The organism is Actinomadura chokoriensis (assembly GCF_041463665.1).
Taxonomy (GTDB): domain Bacteria; phylum Actinomycetota; class Actinomycetes; order Streptosporangiales; family Streptosporangiaceae; genus Spirillospora; species Spirillospora chokoriensis_A.
Map to the genome: position 1 here is coordinate 136794 of NZ_JAXCEJ010000015.1, position 15583 is coordinate 152376.

A 15583-nucleotide genomic window follows, 5' to 3' on the forward strand; every position below is an offset into this window, starting at 1 on the left:
ATCGTCTCGGGGACGGCCGGGCGGCGCCCGCGACGAGGGTCCGTGATGTGCTTGGGGCAAGGGGAGGATCCATGGCGATCATCGCGCAGCTGAGCGACATCCATCTGGCGGCCGGGCGGGACGGCGAGGTGGACGACGGCTCGGGGCCGGTGCGCGCGCTGCGCTCCGCCGTGTCGAGCCTGCTGTCGCTGCCCGCGCGTCCCGACGCCGTGGTCCTCACCGGAGACCTCGCCGACGCCGGCCGGCCCGCCGAGTACGCGCGGCTGCACGCGCTGCTGTCGCCGCTGCCGATGGCCGTCTACCCCCTGTGCGGCAACCACGACGACCGCGACGAGCTGCGGAACGTGTTCAAGGACCACCCTGCCATCGCCGCGACCGCGACGTCCCCGCAAGCTCCCCTGCAGTACGCCGTGGACGTGGCGGGCGTGCGGCTCGTCTGCTGCGACACCGTCGCTGACGACCACTTGCGCGGGCACATGAGCGAGGAACGGCTCGCCTGGCTCGACGAGGTGCTGCGGGCCGCGCCCGACAGGCCGACGGTCGTCGCGACCCATCACCCGCCTTATCCGATCGGAATGCGGTTCATCGACGATGTGCGGTTCGTCGACCCCGCCGGGTTCGCGTCCGTGATCTCGAGGCACCCGCAGGTCGTGCGGATCATCTCCGGACACGTCCACCGGGCGTCGGTCGGGTCGCTCGCCGGGACGGTCAGCATCACGTCCCCGAGCACCTACCGGCAGCTGTTCCTCGACCTCACCAAGCAGGGGCGCGCCGCCGTCACCGGCGAGCCCGCCGGGTTCGCGCTGCACCTCATCGGCGAGGACGGCACCGCCACCACGCACTTCGCCCCGACCGGCAACTACCGGCCGCTCATGGACGTGGAGTAGGGGACGTGGAGTAGGGGACGTGGAGTAGGGGACGTGGAGTAGGGGACGCGGAGTAGCGGTCAGCAGTTCCCGCGGCGGTCGCCGAAGATCGTGCGAATCAGCAGGATCGCGCCCCACGGCCCCGCCACCCAGATCCACCACGGGTAGACCGCGCCGGCCGTCACCAGGATGATCAGCCAGACGGTGACGTTGATCGCGCTGACCGTCGCCCACGCGCCCCACATCGCCCTCATGCGCTGCGATTCGAGGTCCCGGGGCGGGGCCTTCGCCGGCGAGGCCGTGCTCTTCGGCTGCGTCGCGGGGACGGGCAGCTGGTAGAGGTCCTCCTCGGGCAGGTCGGAGGTGACCTCCTGGAGCTGGCCGAGCGTCTTCGCCCCGTACACCGACTCGAGCCGCTCCTCCAGCTCGTCCATGGTGATCCGGCCCAGCGCGCAGTGCTCGCGCAGGCTCCCGGCCACCCGGTCGCGGTCGGCGTCCGACGCCCGGACGTCAGGGTTCGCCGCCATCGTTCCTCCCGCTTCTAGGACGAGCTGTCAGTTCCATTCTGCGCGGCCGCACCCAGCTTCTGGAACCATTCCCGGCCTTCGTCGAGGGCCGTGAGGACGCGCGGGCCGTCCGGGGTGACCGCGAACGTGTGCTCGAAGTGCGCCGAGTACCGTCCGTCGGTGGTCACGACCGTCCAGCCGTCGTCCAGTTCGAGGGTCTCCTTGGCGCCGAGGTTGACCATCGGCTCCACCGCGAAGCACATCCCCGCCTCCAGGACGGGCCCGTGCCCGGCCGCGCCGTGGTTGGGGATCAGCGGGTCCATGTGCATCTCGGTCCCGATGCCGTGCCCGCCGTAGCCCTCGACGATGCCGTAGCGGCCCTGAGAGCGGATGTGAGCCTCGATCGCGTGCGACATGTCAGTCAGGTGCGCCCCGACCTGTCCGGCCGCGAGACCGTGCCACAGGGACGTCTCGGTGACCTCCAGCAACTGCGCCAGCTCGTCGGTGATCTCCCCGACGGGGACGGTGATGGCCGCGTCGCCGTGCCAGCCCTCCACGATCGCGCCGCAGTCGATGGAGATGACGTCGCCGTCCGCCAGCACCTTCCCGGCCCGGGGGATGCCGTGCACGATCTCCTCGTTGACCGACGCGCAGATCGTGCCGGTGAAGCCGTGGTAGCCCTTGAAGGACGGGACGCCGCCGTTGTCGCGGATGTGCTGCTCGGCGAGCGCGTCGAGGTCCAGGGTGGTGATCCCCGGCTCGACGGCGCCGCGCAGCAGTTCCAGCGTACGGCCGACGAGCAGGCCCGCCGCCCGCATCAGCTCGACCTGCTCCGCGGTCTTCATCTGGATCGTGGGCCTACGCCGTTTGAACATCATTCCCCCTGCACCGGGCCCGACCGCCGGGCGGGCGCGGAGCCGTCGGCCCCGCGCCCGCGACGTCGCCTCTCCGGCGGACCGGTCACTTCTCCAGCGGACGCAGCGCGGACAGAGCGCGCTTGGTCACCTCTTCGACCGGGCCCGTCGCGTCGATGCCGACCAGGATGCTCTCGTCGGCGTAGAACTGCACCAGCGGGGACGTGTCGTGCTTGTAGACCTCCAGGCGGTGCATGACGACCTCTTCCTTGTCGTCGTCGCGCTGGAACAGGTGACCGCCGCAGTCGTCGCAGATGTCGTCCTGCTTGTCGTCGAAGTCGACGTGCCAGATCCGGCCGCACTTGTCGCAGGTGCGCCGGCCCGACAGCCGCCGGACGACCTCGTCCTCGTCGACGACCAACTCCAGGACGATGTCGAGGCGCACGTCCCACTCGGCGAGGATCTTCTTCAGCGTCTCCGCCTGCGGCACGTTGCGCGGGAACCCGTCCAGCAGGAACCCGTCGCGGGCGTCGTCCTCGGCGAGCCGGTCGCGCACCATCGCGATCGTGACCTCGTCGGGGACGAGGTCGCCGCGGTCCATGTACTGCTTGGCCTGGAGGCCGAGTTGGGTTCCCCCGCTCACGTTGGCGCGGAAGATGTCACCTGTCGAGATCTTCGGGACCGACAGATGAGATGCGATGAACTGGGCCTGCGTCCCCTTGCCCGCTCCCGGGGGGCCCACCAGCACGATACGCACTACCGGAGGAAGCCCTCGTAGTTGCGCTGCTGCAGCTGACTCTCGATCTGCTTCACGGTATCCAGTCCGACGCCGACGACGATGAGGATGCTCGCGCCACCGAAGGGGAAGTCCTGGGTCGCGTTCAGGAGTGCGAACGCCACCATCGGGATCAGGGACACGAGCCCCAGGTACAGCGCACCGGGTGTGGTGATCCGGGTCAGCACGAAGTCGAGGTATTCGGCGGTCGGCCGACCAGGACGGATACCTGGGATGAATCCACCATACTTCTTCATGTTGTCGGCGACTTCAGTGGGGTTGAAGGTGATCGCCACGTAGAAGTAAGTGAAGAAGATGATGAAGACGAAGAAGATCCCCATGTGCCAAGCGTTGTCCTGCTTCAGGTAAGGCTGGACCTGCTGCAGCCACTTGGTGTTGGGCCACAGCTGCGTCGCCAGGATCGGCAGGTAGAGCAGCGAGGACGCGAAGATGATCGGGATGATGCCGGCCTGGTTCACCTTCAGCGGGATGTACGTCGACGTCCCGCCGTACATGCGCCGGCCCACCATCCGCTTCGCGTACTGGACGGGGATGCGCCGCTGCGCCTGCTCGACGAACACGACGCCCGCCATGATGGCGAGGCCGACGAGGATGACCACCGCGAAGACGAAGCCGTTCTTGGCCTTGTAGATGCCCCAGAACTGGGCGGGGAAGACCGCCACCACCTGGGTGAAGATCAGGATGGACATGCCGTTGCCGACGCCGCGGTCGGTGACCAGCTCGCCCAGCCACATGATGACTGTCGTGCCCGCCACCATGCAGATCACCATCGTGACGATCGGGAAGATGCCCTTGTCGTACAGGATCTCGCCGGCGCCGGACACGTTCTGGAACAGCTGTCCGGTGCTCGCCATCGCCACGATGCCGGTGGCCTGCAGGATCGCCAGCCCGACCGTCAGGTAACGGGTGTACTGCGTGATCTTGGTCGTCCCGGCCTGGCCCTCCTTCTTCAGGGCCTCCAGGCGCGGGATCACCACCGTCAGCAGCTGCAGGATGATGCTGGCCGTGATGTACGGCATGATGCCCAGCGCGAAGATCGACAGCTTGAGAAGCGCGCCACCGCTGAACAGGTCCACGAGACCGTAGAGCTGGTTGCTCTCCTTGGCCGCGGCCGCGGTGTCCTTCAGCACCTTCACGTTCACGTTCGGCGTCGGGACGATCGATCCCAGCCGGAACACCAAGATCATGAAGAGCGTGAACAAAAGCTTTTTACGCAGGTCAGGCGTACGGAAAGCCCGAGCGAACGCGGTCAGCACCATTCCTCCTGCGTGACTGGCGGGTTCATCATGGCCAGCGAGGGGCCGGTTACAGGTCCATGAGGTCGGGCGGAGGATACCCGGGGAGACGCGTACGTGCGCAATCTCACGCGAGTCACCTTCGCCCGTGTGACTCTAACAGCAGATGGCACCGGGGCCGCCCCGCCTTTCCCGGTGACCTTGCGGCCCCGGGAGTCAGGCGAGCACGGCCCCGGCATCGAACTGCGCTCTCTTCTTAAAGCTCGTCGGTGGTTCCACCGGCGGCGGCGATCTTCTCCTTCGCGGCGCCGGAGAAGGCGTGCGCCTTCACCTGGACCGCGACGGAGATGTCGCCGGTGCCGAGGACCTTGACCGGACGGCCGCGGCGCACCGCGCCCTTGGCCGCCAGATCCTCCGCCGTGACCTCGCCGCCCTCGGGGTAGAGCGCGGCGAGCTTGTCCAGGTTCACGACCTGGAACTCGACCCGGTTCGGGTTCTTGAAGCCCTTCAGCTTCGGCACCCGGCGGATCAGCGGCATCTGGCCGCCCTCGAAACCGACGGGGACGGTGCTGCGGGCCTTGGTGCCCTTGGTGCCGCGGCCCGCGGTCTTGCCCTTGGACGCCTCGCCGCGGCCCTTGCGGACCTTGGCCTTGTTGGCGCCGGGAGCCGGACGCAGGTCGTGCACCTTGAGCGGGGTTCCCTCGGAGGTGTCCTTACCGAGATCAGCCGCCATGTCAGTCGACCTCCTCGACGGTGACCAGGTGCGCCACCGTCCGGATCATGCCGAGCACCTCGGGGCGGTCCTCGCGGACCACGCTCTGCCCGATCTTCTTCAGGCCGAGGGTGCGCAGCGTGTCACGCTGGTTCTGCTTCTCGCTGATCACGGACTTGGTCTGCGTGATCTTCAGGTTGCTCACGACGACGCGACCTCCGCCCTCGGCTCGCTGCCCGCGGCACGCGCGCGCAGCATGGCCGCCGGGGCGACGTCCTCGATCGGCAGGCCGCGCTTGGCCGCGATCTCCTCCGGACGCTTCAGCGACTTCAGCCCCGCGATCGTCGCGTGCACGATGTTGATCGCGTTGTCGCTGCCCAGCGACTTGCTCAGCACGTCGTGGATGCCGGCGGCCTCCAGCACCGCGCGCACCGGGCCACCGGCGATGACGCCGGTACCGGGGCTGGCCGGACGCAGCAGGACCTCGCCCGCCGCGTCCCGCGCCTGCACCAGGTGCGGGATGGTGCCCTGAATCCGCGGGACCTTGAAGAAGTGCTTCTTGGCCTCTTCGACGCCCTTGGCGATCGCCGCGGGCACCTCCTTGGCCTTGCCGTAGCCGACGCCGACGGTGCCGTTGCCGTCACCGACGATCACCAGGGCGGTGAAGCTGAAGCGCCGCCCGCCCTTGACGACCTTGGCGACACGGTTGATCGCCACGACCTTCTCGATGTACGACTGGCCCTTGTCGGCGCCACCGCGGCGGTCGTCGCGGCGATCGCGACGGTCGCCACCCTGACCGCCGCCACGCCTCTGCGCTGCCATCAGTGGTTCCTTCCCTGAAAGGTGGTGGGTGGGGGCTGGAGGACGGTCATCAGAGCTCGAGGCCCCCCTCGCGCGCACCGTCCGCGACAGCGGCGATGCGGCCGTGGTACTTGTTGCCGCCGCGGTCGAACACGACCGCGTGGACGCCGGCCTGCTTGGCCCGCTCGGCGACGAGCTCGCCGACCTTGCGGGACTTGGCCGTCTTGTCGCCGGAGTCGGAGCGCAGGTCCGTCTCCATCGTCGACGCGCTGGCCAGCGTGTGGCCCTTGTCGTCGTCGATGACCTGGACGAACACGTGCCTGCTGGAGCGGGTCACGACCAGGCGAGGCCGCGCGGCGCTGCCCACGACCTTCTTGCGGACCCGCAGGTGCCGGCGCTTGCGGGACTTGGCCCGCGCCGACGTGGCCTTCGCGGCCAGGGCCTTGGTGCCTGCCATGACTACTTACCAGCCTTTCCGACATTCGGAAGCGCAGCGGCGGATCTGCTCCCCCGCATCACTTGCCAGCCTTTCCGACCTTGCGGCGGATCTGCTCACCCTCGTAGCGCACGCCCTTGCCCTTGTAGGGGTCGGGCTTGCGCAGCTTCCGGATGCGGGCGGCGATCTCGCCGACGAGCTGCTTGTCGATGCCCTCGACCGTCAGCTGCGTCGGCTTCTCGACGGTGAGCTTGATGCCCTCCGGCGCCTCGAACGGGATCGGGTGGCTGTAGCCGAGCGAGAACTCGACGTTCTGGCCCTTGGCCACCACCCGGTAGCCGACGCCCTGGATGACCAGGGTCTTCTTGTAGCCGTCGGTGACCCCGACGACCATGTTGTTGATCAGCGTCCGGGTGAGCCCGTGCAGCCCGCGCACCTTGTTGATGTCGTTCGGCCGGGTGACGACGAGCCTGCCGTCCTCCTGGCTGACCCCGATGGGCTCCGCGACGGTGTGCGACAGCGTGCCCTTCGGCCCCTTGACGGTGACCTCCTGGCCGTCGAGGCTGACCTCGACGCCGCTGGGCACGGTGATGGGGAGACGTCCAATACGAGACATTTTTTAAGTACCTCCCCTCACCAGACGTAGGCGAGGACTTCCCCGCCCACGCCACGCTTGCCAGCCTGCCGGTCGGTCATCAGGCCGGCGGACGTCGAGATGATCGCGACGCCCAGCCCGCCCAGGACCTTCGGCAGGTTGTCCTTCTTCGCGTACACGCGCAGACCCGGCTTCGAGACACGCTTGATGCCGGCGATCGAACGCTCGCGGGTCGGGCCGAACTTCAGCTCGATCAGGAGCTCCTTGCCGACCTTGGCGTCCTGCACGTTCCAGCCCGAGATGTAGCCCTCCTGCTGGAGGATCTCGGCGATGTGCGCCTTGATCTTCGAGTACGGCATCGCCACGGAGTCGTGGTACGCCGAATTCGCGTTCCGCAGACGCGTCAGCATGTCTGCGATCGGGTCGGTCATCGTCATGGCCTACTGGCCCTCCCTCGCCACGGTTTCCTCGGGTTGATGCGGCCCGTGGACCTTTGGCGCGGTCGTGGACGTCCTCGCGGACGCCCGGTTGGTCATTACAGGCCGGTGTCCCGTCCCCGGGGAGACCCCGGGGACGCGGTCACCAGCTGGACTTCGTGATGCCAGGCAGCTCGCCGCGGTGGGCCATCTCCCGGAAGCACACCCGGCAGAGGCCGAACTTCCGGTAGACGGAGCGCGGACGCCCGCAGCGCGAGCACCGAGTGTACGCGCGCACGCCGAACTTCGGCTTCCGCTCCGCCTTGGCGATCAGCGACTTCTTCGCCATGCTCAGCTCTCCTTGAACGGGAAGCCCAGGAGCTTCAGGAGCGCCCGGCCCTCGTCGTCGGTCTTCGCGGTCGTCACGACCGTGATGTCCATGCCCCGCTGCCGGTCGACCTTGTCCGGGTCGACCTCGTGGAACATGACCTGCTCGGTCAGCCCGAAGGTGTAGTTCCCGTTGCCGTCGAACTGCTTCGGCGACAGGCCGCGGAAGTCGCGGATGCGGGGCAGCGCGGTGGCGAGCAGCCGGTCCAGGAACTCCCACATGCGGTCGCCGCGCAGCGTGGCGTGCGCGCCGATCGGCATGCCCTCGCGCAGCTTGAACTGCGCGATGGACTTGCGGGCCCGGTTGACCGCCGGCTTCTGGCCGGTGATCAGCGACAGGTCGCGGATGGCGCCCTCGATCAGCTTGGCGTCCTTGGCCGCGTCGCCGACCCCCATGTTGACCACGATCTTGGTCAGCGTGGGGATCTGCATGACGTTGGCGTAGCCGAACTGCTCGCGCATCTGCCCCGCGATCTCCTCGCGGTAGCGGACCTTGAGCCTCGGCGTCGGCACGGGACGCTCGGTGACGGTCTCGGTCATCGGTCTCAGATCTCCTTACCGCTACGGCGCGAGATCCGAACCTTCGTGCCGTCCTCGTTGATGCGGTAACCGACCCGTACCGGCTTGCCGTCCTCGACGATCGCGACGTTGCTGGCGTGCAGCGGCGCCTCGACCGTGACGCGACCGCTCTCCTTGCCGGCACGCTGCTGGTCGGCCTTGATGTTCTTGGTGATGAGGTTGACGCCCTCGACGACGACCCGCTCCTCGCGCGGGAGGACGCGCAGGACCTTGCCGGTCGCGCCCTTGTCCTTGCCGGCGAGGACGATGACCTCGTCGCCCTTGCGGATCTTCATCAGAGCACCTCCGGCGCGAGCGAGATGATGCGCATGAACTTCTTCTCGCGCAGTTCGCGGCCCACCGGGCCGAAGATACGGGTGCCGCGGGGGTCGCCGCCGTCCCGGATCAGAACGGCGGCGTTCTCGTCGAAGCGGATGTAGGAGCCGTCCGGGCGCCGGCGCTCCTTGCGGGTGCGCACGACGACCGCCTTGACGACGTCACCCTTCTTCACGCCCGCGCCGGGAAGGGCGTCCTTCACCGTCGCGACGATGATGTCGCCGACTCCCGCGTAGCGCCGACCCGAGCCGCCGAGAACCCGGATGCAAAGGATCTCCTTCGCACCCGTGTTGTCGGCGACCTTGAGTCGCGACTCCTGCTGGATCACGTCAACTCCTGTTCGTCACACCGGTTCTGCACCGGACGTCGTCCGGCCAGCCTGGTGGAACCAGTCATGTACATTGCGAGGCTGCCGCCCCGCGGGCCTACTTGGCCTTCTCGAGGATCTCCACCACGCGCCACCGCTTGGTGGCCGACAGCGGGCGGGTCTCCATGAGCCGGACGCGGTCGCCCACGCCGCACTCGTTGGCCTCGTCGTGCGCCTTGTAGTTCTTCGTGCGGCGGATCACCTTGTGGTACCTGCGGTGGGTCACCCGGTCCTCGACGGACACGACCACGGTCTTGTCCATCTTGTCGCTGACCACGAGACCCTCAAGGACCTTGCGGCTGGTCCGCTTCTCCGTCTGCTGCTCGGTCATTCGTCGCCCTCCGCGGCGTCGTCCTCGGCGACCGTGACGATGCCGAGCTCGCGCTCCCGCATCACGGTGTAGATGCGGGCGATCTCGCGCTTGACGGTGCGCAGCCGCCCGTGGCTCTCAAGCTGTCCGGTGGCGGCCTGGAAGCGCAGGTTGAACAGCTCCTCCTTGGCCTCCTTGAGCTTGGTGACCAGGACGTCCTCAGGCTCGGTCCGCAGGTCGTCGGCGGTAAGACCCTTGGCCATCAGGACTCACCCACCTCTCGCTTTACGATCTTGCACTTCATCGGGAGCTTGTGGATCGCGCGGGTGAGCGCCTCCCGAGCGATCTGCTCGTTCGGGTAGGAGATCTCGAAGAGCACGCGGCCCGGCTTCACGTTGGCCACCCACCACTCGACCGAACCCTTACCGGAGCCCATGCGGGTCTCGGCGGGCTTCTTGGTCAGCGGACGGTCCGGGAAGATGTTGATCCAGACCTTGCCGCCACGCTTGATGTGGCGGGTCATCGCGATACGCGCGGCCTCGATCTGCCGGTTCGTCACGTACGCGGCCTCGACGGCCTGGATGCCGTACTCGCCGAACGTCACCCTCGTGCCGCCCTTGGCCATGCCACGGCGCTTCGGGTGGTGCTGCTTGCGGTGCTTGACCTTGCGAGGGATCAGCATCGGTTACTCAGCTCCCCTCACCCTGCGGAGCAGCCTCGGCCGCCGGGGCCGGCTGCTCGGACTGCTGCTGCTTCTGCTCGCCACCGCGACCGCCGCGCTCGCCACCGGCGCCGCCACGTCCGCCACGGCCGCCGCGACCGCCGCCACGGCGCTCGCCGCCACCGCCGCCGCGCCGCTCACGGCCGCCGCCGCCACCGCCGCCGGCGGCGCGCTGCTGCGCGGCCTTCTGTTCACGCTCGGCGCGGGTCGCCGCGGCCTCGCCCTTGTAGATCCACACCTTGACGCCGATGCGGCCGAACGTCGTCCGGGCCTCGTAGAAGCCGTAGTCGATGTCGGCGCGCAGCGTGTGCAGCGGGACCTGGCCCTCGCGGTAGAACTCCGACCGCGACATCTCGGCGCCGCCGAGACGGCCGCCGCACTGCACCTTGATGCCCTTGGCGCCGGACTTCATCGCGGACTGGATCGCCTTGCGCATGGCGCGGCGGAACGCGACCCGGCTGGACAGCTGCTCGGCCACGCCCTGCGCGACGAGCTGCGCGTCGATCTCGGGGTTCTTCACCTCGAGGATGTTCAGCCGGACCTGCTTGCCGGTCAGCTTCTCCAGGTCGCCCCGGAGGCGCTCGGCCTCCGCGCCGCGGCGGCCGATGACGATGCCCGGCCGGGCGGTGTGGATGTTGACCTCGACACGGTCACGGGTCCGCTCGATCTCCACCTTGGAGATGCCCGCCCGGTCCATGCCCTTCTGCAGCATGCGCCGGATCTGGACGTCTTCCTTGACGTAGTCCTTGTAGAGCTTGTCGGCGAACCACACGGACTTGTGGTCGGTGGTGATGCCGAGCCGGAACCCGTGCGGGTTGATCTTCTGACCCACTACCGGGCCCTCCTCGTCTTCTTACCGCCGCCGGACGCCCCGCTGGACGCCGCTTCGCGCGACTCCACGACCACCGTGATGTGGCTCGTGCGCTTGTTGATGCGGTAAGCCCGGCCCTGGGCGCGGGGACGGAAACGCTTGAGCGTCGGCCCCTCGTCCACCCACGCACGGCTCACGACGAGCGTGTCCGAGTCGAGCTTGAAGTTGTGCTCGGCGTTGGCGATGGCACTCGCCAGCACCTTGCCCACCGGCTCACTAGCGGCCTGGGGGGCGAACCGCAGCACCGCCTGAGCCTCCGCGGCAGGCAGGCCGCGGATGAGGTCCACCACGCGGCGGGCCTTCCTGGGCGTGACGCGGATGTACCGCGCCTGGGCCCTGGCTTCCATCGCTGTTCCCTCTCTCCTACGTGCGTACTGCTCTGCCTGCTAGCCGCGACGGCTGCGGCGGTCTTCCTTGACGTGGCTGCGGAACGTCCGCGTCGGCGCGAACTCGCCGAGCTTGTGTCCCACCATCGAGTCGGTGACGAACACCGGGACGTGCTTGCGGCCGTCGTGCACGGCGATCGTGTGACCGATCATGTCCGGCACGATCATGGAGCGCCGCGACCACGTCTTGATGACGTTCTTGGTGCCCTTCTCGTTCTGGACGTCCACCTTCTTCATCAGGTGGTCGTCCACGAACGGGCCCTTCTTAAGGCTACGTGGCATGACGAGCGACTCCTACCGCTTCTTCTTGCTGCGACGACGGACGATCAGCCGGTCGCTCGACTTGTTCGCCTGGCGAGTGCGGCCTTCCTTCTTACCGTTCGGGTTCACCGGGTGCCGGCCACCAGAGGTCTTGCCCTCACCACCACCGTGCGGGTGGTCGATCGGGTTCATGGCCACACCGCGGACGGTCGGGCGCTTGCCCTTCCACCGCATGCGTCCGGCCTTGCCCCAGTTGATGTTCGACTGCTCGGCGTTGCCGACCTCGCCGACCGTCGCGCGGCAGCGCACGTCCACCATCCGCATCTCGCCGGAGGGCATGCGCAGCGTGGCGTACTTGCCCTCCTTGGCCAGCAGCTGGACGCCGGCGCCCGCGCTGCGGGCGATCTTGGCGCCGCCGCCGGGGCGGAGCTCGATGGCGTGGATGACCGTACCGGTCGGGATGTTGCGCAGCGGCAGGCAGTTGCCCGGCTTGATGTCCGCGCCCGACCCGTTCTCCACCCGGTCGCCCTGCTTCAGACCGCGCGGGGCGAGGATGTAGCGCTTCTCGCCGTCCACGTAGTGCAGCAGCGCGATCCGCGCGGTGCGGTTCGGGTCGTACTCGATGTGCGCGACCTTGGCCGGCACGCCGTCCTTGTCGTGCCGGCGGAAGTCGATCACGCGGTAGGCCCGCTTGTGCCCGCCGCCCTGGTGCCGGGTCGTGATGCGGCCGTGGTTGTTGCGGCCGCCCTTCTTGGGGAGCGGACGCAGCAGCGACTTCTCCGGCTCGCTGCGCGTGATCTCGACGAAGTCGGCCACGCTGGAGCCGCGACGCCCCGGCGTCGTCGGCTTGTAGTTACGGATGCCCATCTTTTTCGTTCATCCCTTTATCTGCTCCGGGACCTCGGCCTGGTTAGGCCGGGCCGCCGAAGATGTCGATCCGCTCGCCCTCGGCCAGGCTGACGATGGCGCGCTTGGTGTCCTTGCGCTTGCCGTAGCCGAACCGGGTGCGCTTGCGCTTGCCCTGCCGGTTGAGCGTGTTCACGTTCGTCACCTTGACGCCGAACACGGCCTCGACGGCCTGCTTGATCTGCGTCTTGTTGGCGTCCGGACGGACGATGAACGTGTACTTGTTCTCGTCCAGCAGCCCGTAGCTCTTCTCCGAGACGACCGGCGCGAGGATGATGTCGCGGGGGTCGGCGATCTTGTTCATGTGCGACCCTCCTTACTTCTTCGCCGCGCGCGAGATGAACTCGTCGTACGCGGCCTTCGTGAAGACCACGTCGTCGTTCACCAGCACGTCGTAGGTGTTGAGCTGGTCGGAGACGAGGACGTGCACGCTCGGCTCGTTGCGCAGGCTCTTCCAGGTCAGCTCGTCCTCGCGGTGCAGGACCAGGAGGACGCGCTTGGCGTCGGTGACCTCGCGCAGCGCCTTCAGCGCCGTCTTCGTCTTCGGGGTGTCGCCCTCGATGAGGCCGTCCACGACGTGCACCCGGCCGTACCGGGCGCGGTCGGACAGGGCGCCGCGAAGCGCGGCGGCCTTCATCTTCTTGGGCGTCCGCTGCGTGTAGTCCCGCGGCTGCGGGCCGTGCACGATGCCGCCGCCGGCGAACTGGGGCGCGCGGGTCGAGCCCTGGCGGGCGCGGCCGGTGCCCTTCTGGCGGTACGGCTTCTTGCCGCCGCCGCGGACGTCGCCGCGGGTCTTGGTCGAGTGCGTGCCCTGGCGCGCGGCGGCCAGCTGCGCCACCACGACCTGGTGGATCAGCGGCACGCTGGTCTTCGCGTCGAAGACCTCGGCGGGCAGGTCGATGTCGAGCTTGGAGGTCACTTGCCCGTCCCCTTCACTGCGTCGCGGACGAGGACCACGCCGCCGTTGGGACCGGGAACCGCGCCCTTGATGAGCAGCAGGTTCTTCTCCGCGTCGATGGCGTGGACGGTCAGGTTCTGCACGGTGGTACGGGCGTTGCCGTGCCGTCCCGCCATGCGGAGGCCCTTGAAGACGCGACCCGGGGTCGCGCAGCCGCCGATCGAACCCGGCGAGCGGTGCTTGCGCTGGGTGCCGTGCGAGGCGCCGAGGCCCTTGAAGCCGTGGCGCTTCATGACACCGGCGGTGCCCTTGCCCTTGCTGGTGCCGGTAACGTCGATCTTCTGGCCGGCCTCGAAGACGCTGGCGGTGATCTCCTGGCCGAGTTCGTACTCGGTGGTGTCGTCGGCCCGCAGTTCGACGAGGTAGCGGCGCGGCGTCACGCCGGCCTTCTCGAAGTGACCCGCGCGCGGCTTGTTCACCTTGCGGGGGTCGATCTGCCCGTACCCGATCTGGACGGCGGTGTAGCCGTCCGTCTCCTGGGTGCGGAGCTGGGTCACGACACACGGCCCGGCCTGGACGACGGTCACCGGAACCATCCGGCCCTCATCGTCGAAGACCTGGGTCATGCCGAGCTTCTCGCCCAGGACGCCCTTCCTCTGCGTACTCATCTCTCGGTGCGTCCCTTAGAGCTTGATCTCGATGTCAACGCCGGCCGGAAGGTCGAGCCGCATCAGCGAGTCGACCGTCTTGGGCGTCGGGTCGATGATGTCGATCAACCGCTTGTGCGTGCGCATCTCGAAGTGCTCGCGGCTGTCCTTGTACTTGTGCGGCGAGCGGATGACGCAGTACACGTTCTTCTCGGTCGGCAGCGGCACCGGGCCCGCGACCTTGGCGCCCGTCCGCGTCACCGTCTCAACGATCTTCTTCGCGGAGGTGTCGATGACCTCGTGGTCGTAGGCCTTGAGCCGGATGCGGATCTTCTGTCCCGCCATGGTGGCCTCGGTGTCCTTTGCTGTAGTGCCGCTGTTTACTTCATGGTCGTGACGCGGCGGCCCATTCGCCTTGCCGGTCCGGGGGAGACCCCCGGGGCGGGCGGCCGGGCCGCCGCGTTACGAGAGGTGTTACTTGATGACCTTGGTGACGCGACCGGCGCCGACCGTCCGGCCACCCTCGCGGATGGCGAACTTGAGGCCCTCCTCCATGGCGACGGGCTGGATCAGCTCGACGCGCATCTCGGTGTTGTCGCCCGGCATGACCATCTCGGTGCCCTCGGGGAGGTTCACCACGCCGGTGACGTCCGTGGTCCGGAAGTAGAACTGCGGACGGTAGTTGTTGAAGAACGGCGTGTGGCGGCCGCCCTCGTCCTTGGACAGGATGTAGACCTGCGCCTCGAACTCGGTGTGCGGGGTGTTGGTGCCCGGCTTGATGACGCACTGGCCGCGCTCGACGTCCTCGCGCTTGATGCCGCGCAGGAGCAGGCCGACGTTGTCGCCCGCCTGGCCCTGGTCGAGCAGCTTGCGGAACATCTCGACACCGGTGACGGTGGTCGAGGTGGACTCGGACTTGATGCCGATGATGTCGACGGTCTCGTTGACGTTGACGACACCGCGCTCGATGCGGCCGGTCACGACGGTGCCGCGGCCGGTGATCGAGAAGACGTCCTCGATCGGCATCAGGAACGGCTTCTCGGTGTCGCGCACCGGCTCCGGCACGTTCTCGTCGACGGCGTCCATGAGCTCGACGATGGACGCGGCCCACTTCTCGTCGCCCTGCAGCGCCTGGAAGGCGGAGACGCGGACGACCGGGACGTCGTCGCCCGGGAACTCGTACTCGGAGAGCAGCTCGCGGACCTCGAGCTCGACGAGCTCCAGGATCTCCTCGTCGTCCACCATGTCGCACTTGTTCAGCGCGACGACGATGTAGGGGACGCCGACCTGGCGGGCCAGGAGCACGTGCTCCTTGGTCTGCGGCATCGGGCCGTCGGTGGCGGCGACCACCAGGATGGCGCCGTCCATCTGCGCGGCACCGGTGATCATGTTCTTGATGTAGTCGGCGTGCCCCGGGCAGTCGACGTGCGCGTAGTGCCGGGCCTCGGTCTGGTACTCGACGTGCGCGATCGAGATCGTGATGCCGCGCTCGCGCTCCTCCGGCGCCTTGTCGATGTCCTCGAACGGCGTGTACGGGTTGAGGTCCGGGTACTTGTCGTGGAGCACCTTGGTGATCGCCGCGGTAAGCGTGGTCTTACCGTGGTCGATGTGTCCAATGGTGCCGATGTTCACGTGCGGCTTCGTCCGCTCGAACTTGGCCTTCGCCACTGGTTGCTCCTTGTTGCGATCCTCGGCCGTCTAGACGACCGCTTCGATGT

Annotated in this window: 27 protein-coding genes; 1 reads left to right on the forward strand and 26 read right to left on the reverse strand. The window is 68.2% G+C overall.

The features are described from left to right. Positions 1-71: 71 nt before the first annotated feature. Positions 72-887: a phosphodiesterase gene (locus SM418_RS22980; protein ID WP_371942951.1), complete on the forward strand. Its 816-nt coding sequence runs from the start codon at positions 72-74 to the stop codon at positions 885-887. 59 nt (positions 888-946) lie between these two features. Here the strand turns inward: SM418_RS22980 and SM418_RS22985 are convergent, their stop codons facing one another. The 26 genes from SM418_RS22985 to tuf all read right to left on the reverse strand — a co-directional run bounded on the left by SM418_RS22985 (position 947) and on the right by tuf (position 15533). Next, positions 947-1393: a DUF1707 SHOCT-like domain-containing protein gene (locus SM418_RS22985; RefSeq protein ID WP_371942952.1), complete on the reverse strand. Its 447-nt coding sequence runs from the start codon at positions 1391-1393 to the stop codon at positions 947-949. Positions 1394-1407: 14 nt separating this feature from the next. Next, the gene (gene map / locus SM418_RS22990; protein ID WP_371942953.1) at positions 1408-2247 is read right to left on the reverse strand and encodes a type I methionyl aminopeptidase; all 840 of its coding nucleotides are present in this window, start codon (positions 2245-2247) and stop codon (positions 1408-1410) included. Positions 2248-2332: 85 nt separating this feature from the next. Then, a complete protein-coding gene (locus SM418_RS22995; RefSeq protein ID WP_371942954.1) occupies positions 2333-2983 on the reverse strand; it encodes an adenylate kinase in 651 nt (216 codons plus the stop codon). Beyond that, positions 2983-4281, reverse strand: coding sequence for a preprotein translocase subunit SecY (secY, locus tag SM418_RS23000; protein WP_371942955.1), 1299 nt, complete (start codon positions 4279-4281; stop codon positions 2983-2985). Before secY ends, SM418_RS22995 begins: the two co-directional genes overlap by 1 nt. A 232-nt stretch (positions 4282-4513) precedes the next feature. Beyond that, the gene (gene rplO / locus SM418_RS23005) at positions 4514-4990 is read right to left on the reverse strand and encodes a 50S ribosomal protein L15 (protein ID WP_371942956.1); all 477 of its coding nucleotides are present in this window, start codon (positions 4988-4990) and stop codon (positions 4514-4516) included. A gap of 1 nt (position 4991) precedes the next feature. Beyond that, on the reverse strand, positions 4992-5174 hold the full coding sequence (rpmD, locus tag SM418_RS23010) for a 50S ribosomal protein L30 (RefSeq protein ID WP_021596720.1): 183 nt from the start codon (positions 5172-5174) through the stop codon (positions 4992-4994). Then, positions 5171-5791 carry a 30S ribosomal protein S5 gene (gene rpsE / locus SM418_RS23015; protein WP_371942957.1) on the reverse strand — a complete coding sequence of 207 codons (621 nt, stop codon included), beginning with the start codon at positions 5789-5791 and terminating at the stop codon, positions 5171-5173. Before rpsE ends, rpmD begins: the two co-directional genes overlap by 4 nt. Before the next feature lie 49 nt (positions 5792-5840). Beyond that, positions 5841-6227, reverse strand: coding sequence for a 50S ribosomal protein L18 (gene rplR / locus SM418_RS23020; protein ID WP_371942958.1), 387 nt, complete (start codon positions 6225-6227; stop codon positions 5841-5843). Positions 6228-6285: 58 nt separating this feature from the next. Beyond that, positions 6286-6822, reverse strand: coding sequence for a 50S ribosomal protein L6 (gene rplF, locus SM418_RS23025; RefSeq protein ID WP_371942959.1), 537 nt, complete (start codon positions 6820-6822; stop codon positions 6286-6288). Between the two features lie 17 nt (positions 6823-6839). Further along, positions 6840-7238, reverse strand: coding sequence for a 30S ribosomal protein S8 (gene rpsH, locus SM418_RS23030; RefSeq protein ID WP_371942960.1), 399 nt, complete (start codon positions 7236-7238; stop codon positions 6840-6842). A 142-nt stretch (positions 7239-7380) separates the two neighbouring features. After that, a complete protein-coding gene (locus SM418_RS23035; protein ID WP_371942961.1) occupies positions 7381-7566 on the reverse strand; it encodes a type Z 30S ribosomal protein S14 in 186 nt (61 codons plus the stop codon). Between the two features lie 2 nt (positions 7567-7568). After that, positions 7569-8144 (reverse strand): 50S ribosomal protein L5, encoded by a 576-nt coding sequence (gene rplE, locus SM418_RS23040; protein ID WP_371942962.1) that lies wholly within the window; start codon positions 8142-8144, stop codon positions 7569-7571. Positions 8145-8149: 5 nt separating this feature from the next. Beyond that, positions 8150-8458, reverse strand: a complete 309-nt coding sequence (rplX, locus tag SM418_RS23045; RefSeq protein ID WP_371942963.1) for a 50S ribosomal protein L24 — start codon at positions 8456-8458, stop codon at positions 8150-8152. Further along, positions 8458-8826, reverse strand: coding sequence for a 50S ribosomal protein L14 (gene rplN, locus SM418_RS23050; RefSeq protein ID WP_067629407.1), 369 nt, complete (start codon positions 8824-8826; stop codon positions 8458-8460). Before rplN ends, rplX begins: the two co-directional genes overlap by 1 nt. Before the next feature lie 97 nt (positions 8827-8923). Continuing rightward, on the reverse strand, positions 8924-9196 hold the full coding sequence (gene rpsQ / locus SM418_RS23055) for a 30S ribosomal protein S17 (RefSeq protein WP_371942964.1): 273 nt from the start codon (positions 9194-9196) through the stop codon (positions 8924-8926). Beyond that, entirely contained in the window at positions 9193-9438 is a 246-nt protein-coding gene (gene rpmC / locus SM418_RS23060; RefSeq protein ID WP_371942965.1) for a 50S ribosomal protein L29, read from the reverse strand. The genes rpsQ and rpmC overlap by 4 nt, the downstream gene beginning before the upstream one ends. After that, complete coding sequence (gene rplP / locus SM418_RS23065; RefSeq protein WP_021596731.1) at positions 9438-9857, reverse strand: 50S ribosomal protein L16; 420 nt, start codon at positions 9855-9857, stop codon at positions 9438-9440. The genes rpmC and rplP overlap by 1 nt, the downstream gene beginning before the upstream one ends. A gap of 7 nt (positions 9858-9864) precedes the next feature. Then, complete coding sequence (gene rpsC / locus SM418_RS23070; protein ID WP_371942966.1) at positions 9865-10728, reverse strand: 30S ribosomal protein S3; 864 nt, start codon at positions 10726-10728, stop codon at positions 9865-9867. Next, positions 10728-11114, reverse strand: a complete 387-nt coding sequence (rplV, locus tag SM418_RS23075) for a 50S ribosomal protein L22 (protein ID WP_371942967.1) — start codon at positions 11112-11114, stop codon at positions 10728-10730. The genes rpsC and rplV overlap by 1 nt, the downstream gene beginning before the upstream one ends. A gap of 39 nt (positions 11115-11153) precedes the next feature. After that, the gene (gene rpsS / locus SM418_RS23080) at positions 11154-11435 is read right to left on the reverse strand and encodes a 30S ribosomal protein S19 (RefSeq protein ID WP_132200473.1); all 282 of its coding nucleotides are present in this window, start codon (positions 11433-11435) and stop codon (positions 11154-11156) included. Between the two features lie 12 nt (positions 11436-11447). Continuing rightward, entirely contained in the window at positions 11448-12281 is an 834-nt protein-coding gene (gene rplB / locus SM418_RS23085; protein ID WP_371942968.1) for a 50S ribosomal protein L2, read from the reverse strand. Positions 12282-12324: 43 nt separating this feature from the next. Further along, positions 12325-12624 carry a 50S ribosomal protein L23 gene (rplW, locus tag SM418_RS23090; RefSeq protein WP_371942969.1) on the reverse strand — a complete coding sequence of 100 codons (300 nt, stop codon included), beginning with the start codon at positions 12622-12624 and terminating at the stop codon, positions 12325-12327. Between the two features lie 12 nt (positions 12625-12636). Then, entirely contained in the window at positions 12637-13239 is a 603-nt protein-coding gene (rplD, locus tag SM418_RS23095) for a 50S ribosomal protein L4 (RefSeq protein ID WP_371942970.1), read from the reverse strand. Beyond that, complete coding sequence (rplC, locus tag SM418_RS23100; RefSeq protein WP_371942971.1) at positions 13236-13886, reverse strand: 50S ribosomal protein L3; 651 nt, start codon at positions 13884-13886, stop codon at positions 13236-13238. Before rplC ends, rplD begins: the two co-directional genes overlap by 4 nt. Positions 13887-13901: 15 nt before the next feature. Further along, entirely contained in the window at positions 13902-14210 is a 309-nt protein-coding gene (rpsJ, locus tag SM418_RS23105; protein ID WP_018657599.1) for a 30S ribosomal protein S10, read from the reverse strand. A 129-nt stretch (positions 14211-14339) separates the two neighbouring features. Further along, positions 14340-15533: an elongation factor Tu gene (gene tuf / locus SM418_RS23110; protein WP_371942972.1), complete on the reverse strand. Its 1194-nt coding sequence runs from the start codon at positions 15531-15533 to the stop codon at positions 14340-14342. Between the last annotated feature and the right edge of the window lie 50 nt (positions 15534-15583).

Bases quoted from the DNA above. Each gene is read 5' to 3' on its own strand.
- SM418_RS22980 (WP_371942951.1), top strand. From the start codon at position 72: ATGGCGATCATCGCGCAGCTGAGCGACATCCATCTGGCGGCCGGGCGG.
- SM418_RS22985 (WP_371942952.1), bottom strand. From the start codon at position 1,393: ATGGCGGCGAACCCTGACGTCCGGGCGTCGGACGCCGACCGCGACCGG.
- map (WP_371942953.1), bottom strand. From the start codon at position 2,247: ATGTTCAAACGGCGTAGGCCCACGATCCAGATGAAGACCGCGGAGCAG.
- secY (WP_371942955.1), bottom strand. From the start codon at position 4,281: ATGGTGCTGACCGCGTTCGCTCGGGCTTTCCGTACGCCTGACCTGCGT.
- rplO (WP_371942956.1), bottom strand. From the start codon at position 4,990: ATGGCGGCTGATCTCGGTAAGGACACCTCCGAGGGAACCCCGCTCAAG.
- rpsE (WP_371942957.1), bottom strand. From the start codon at position 5,791: ATGGCAGCGCAGAGGCGTGGCGGCGGTCAGGGTGGCGACCGTCGCGAT.
- rplR (WP_371942958.1), bottom strand. From the start codon at position 6,227: ATGGCAGGCACCAAGGCCCTGGCCGCGAAGGCCACGTCGGCGCGGGCC.
- rplF (WP_371942959.1), bottom strand. From the start codon at position 6,822: ATGTCTCGTATTGGACGTCTCCCCATCACCGTGCCCAGCGGCGTCGAG.
- rpsH (WP_371942960.1), bottom strand. From the start codon at position 7,238: ATGACGATGACCGACCCGATCGCAGACATGCTGACGCGTCTGCGGAAC.
- SM418_RS23035 (WP_371942961.1), bottom strand. From the start codon at position 7,566: ATGGCGAAGAAGTCGCTGATCGCCAAGGCGGAGCGGAAGCCGAAGTTC.
- rplE (WP_371942962.1), bottom strand. From the start codon at position 8,144: ATGACCGAGACCGTCACCGAGCGTCCCGTGCCGACGCCGAGGCTCAAG.
- rplX (WP_371942963.1), bottom strand. From the start codon at position 8,458: ATGAAGATCCGCAAGGGCGACGAGGTCATCGTCCTCGCCGGCAAGGAC.
- rpsQ (WP_371942964.1), bottom strand. From the start codon at position 9,196: ATGACCGAGCAGCAGACGGAGAAGCGGACCAGCCGCAAGGTCCTTGAG.
- rpmC (WP_371942965.1), bottom strand. From the start codon at position 9,438: ATGGCCAAGGGTCTTACCGCCGACGACCTGCGGACCGAGCCTGAGGAC.
- rplP (WP_021596731.1), bottom strand. From the start codon at position 9,857: ATGCTGATCCCTCGCAAGGTCAAGCACCGCAAGCAGCACCACCCGAAG.
- rplV (WP_371942967.1), bottom strand. From the start codon at position 11,114: ATGGAAGCCAGGGCCCAGGCGCGGTACATCCGCGTCACGCCCAGGAAG.
- rpsS (WP_132200473.1), bottom strand. From the start codon at position 11,435: ATGCCACGTAGCCTTAAGAAGGGCCCGTTCGTGGACGACCACCTGATG.
- rplB (WP_371942968.1), bottom strand. From the start codon at position 12,281: ATGGGCATCCGTAACTACAAGCCGACGACGCCGGGGCGTCGCGGCTCC.
- rplW (WP_371942969.1), bottom strand. From the start codon at position 12,624: ATGAACAAGATCGCCGACCCCCGCGACATCATCCTCGCGCCGGTCGTC.
- rplC (WP_371942971.1), bottom strand. From the start codon at position 13,886: ATGAGTACGCAGAGGAAGGGCGTCCTGGGCGAGAAGCTCGGCATGACC.
- rpsJ (WP_018657599.1), bottom strand. From the start codon at position 14,210: ATGGCGGGACAGAAGATCCGCATCCGGCTCAAGGCCTACGACCACGAG.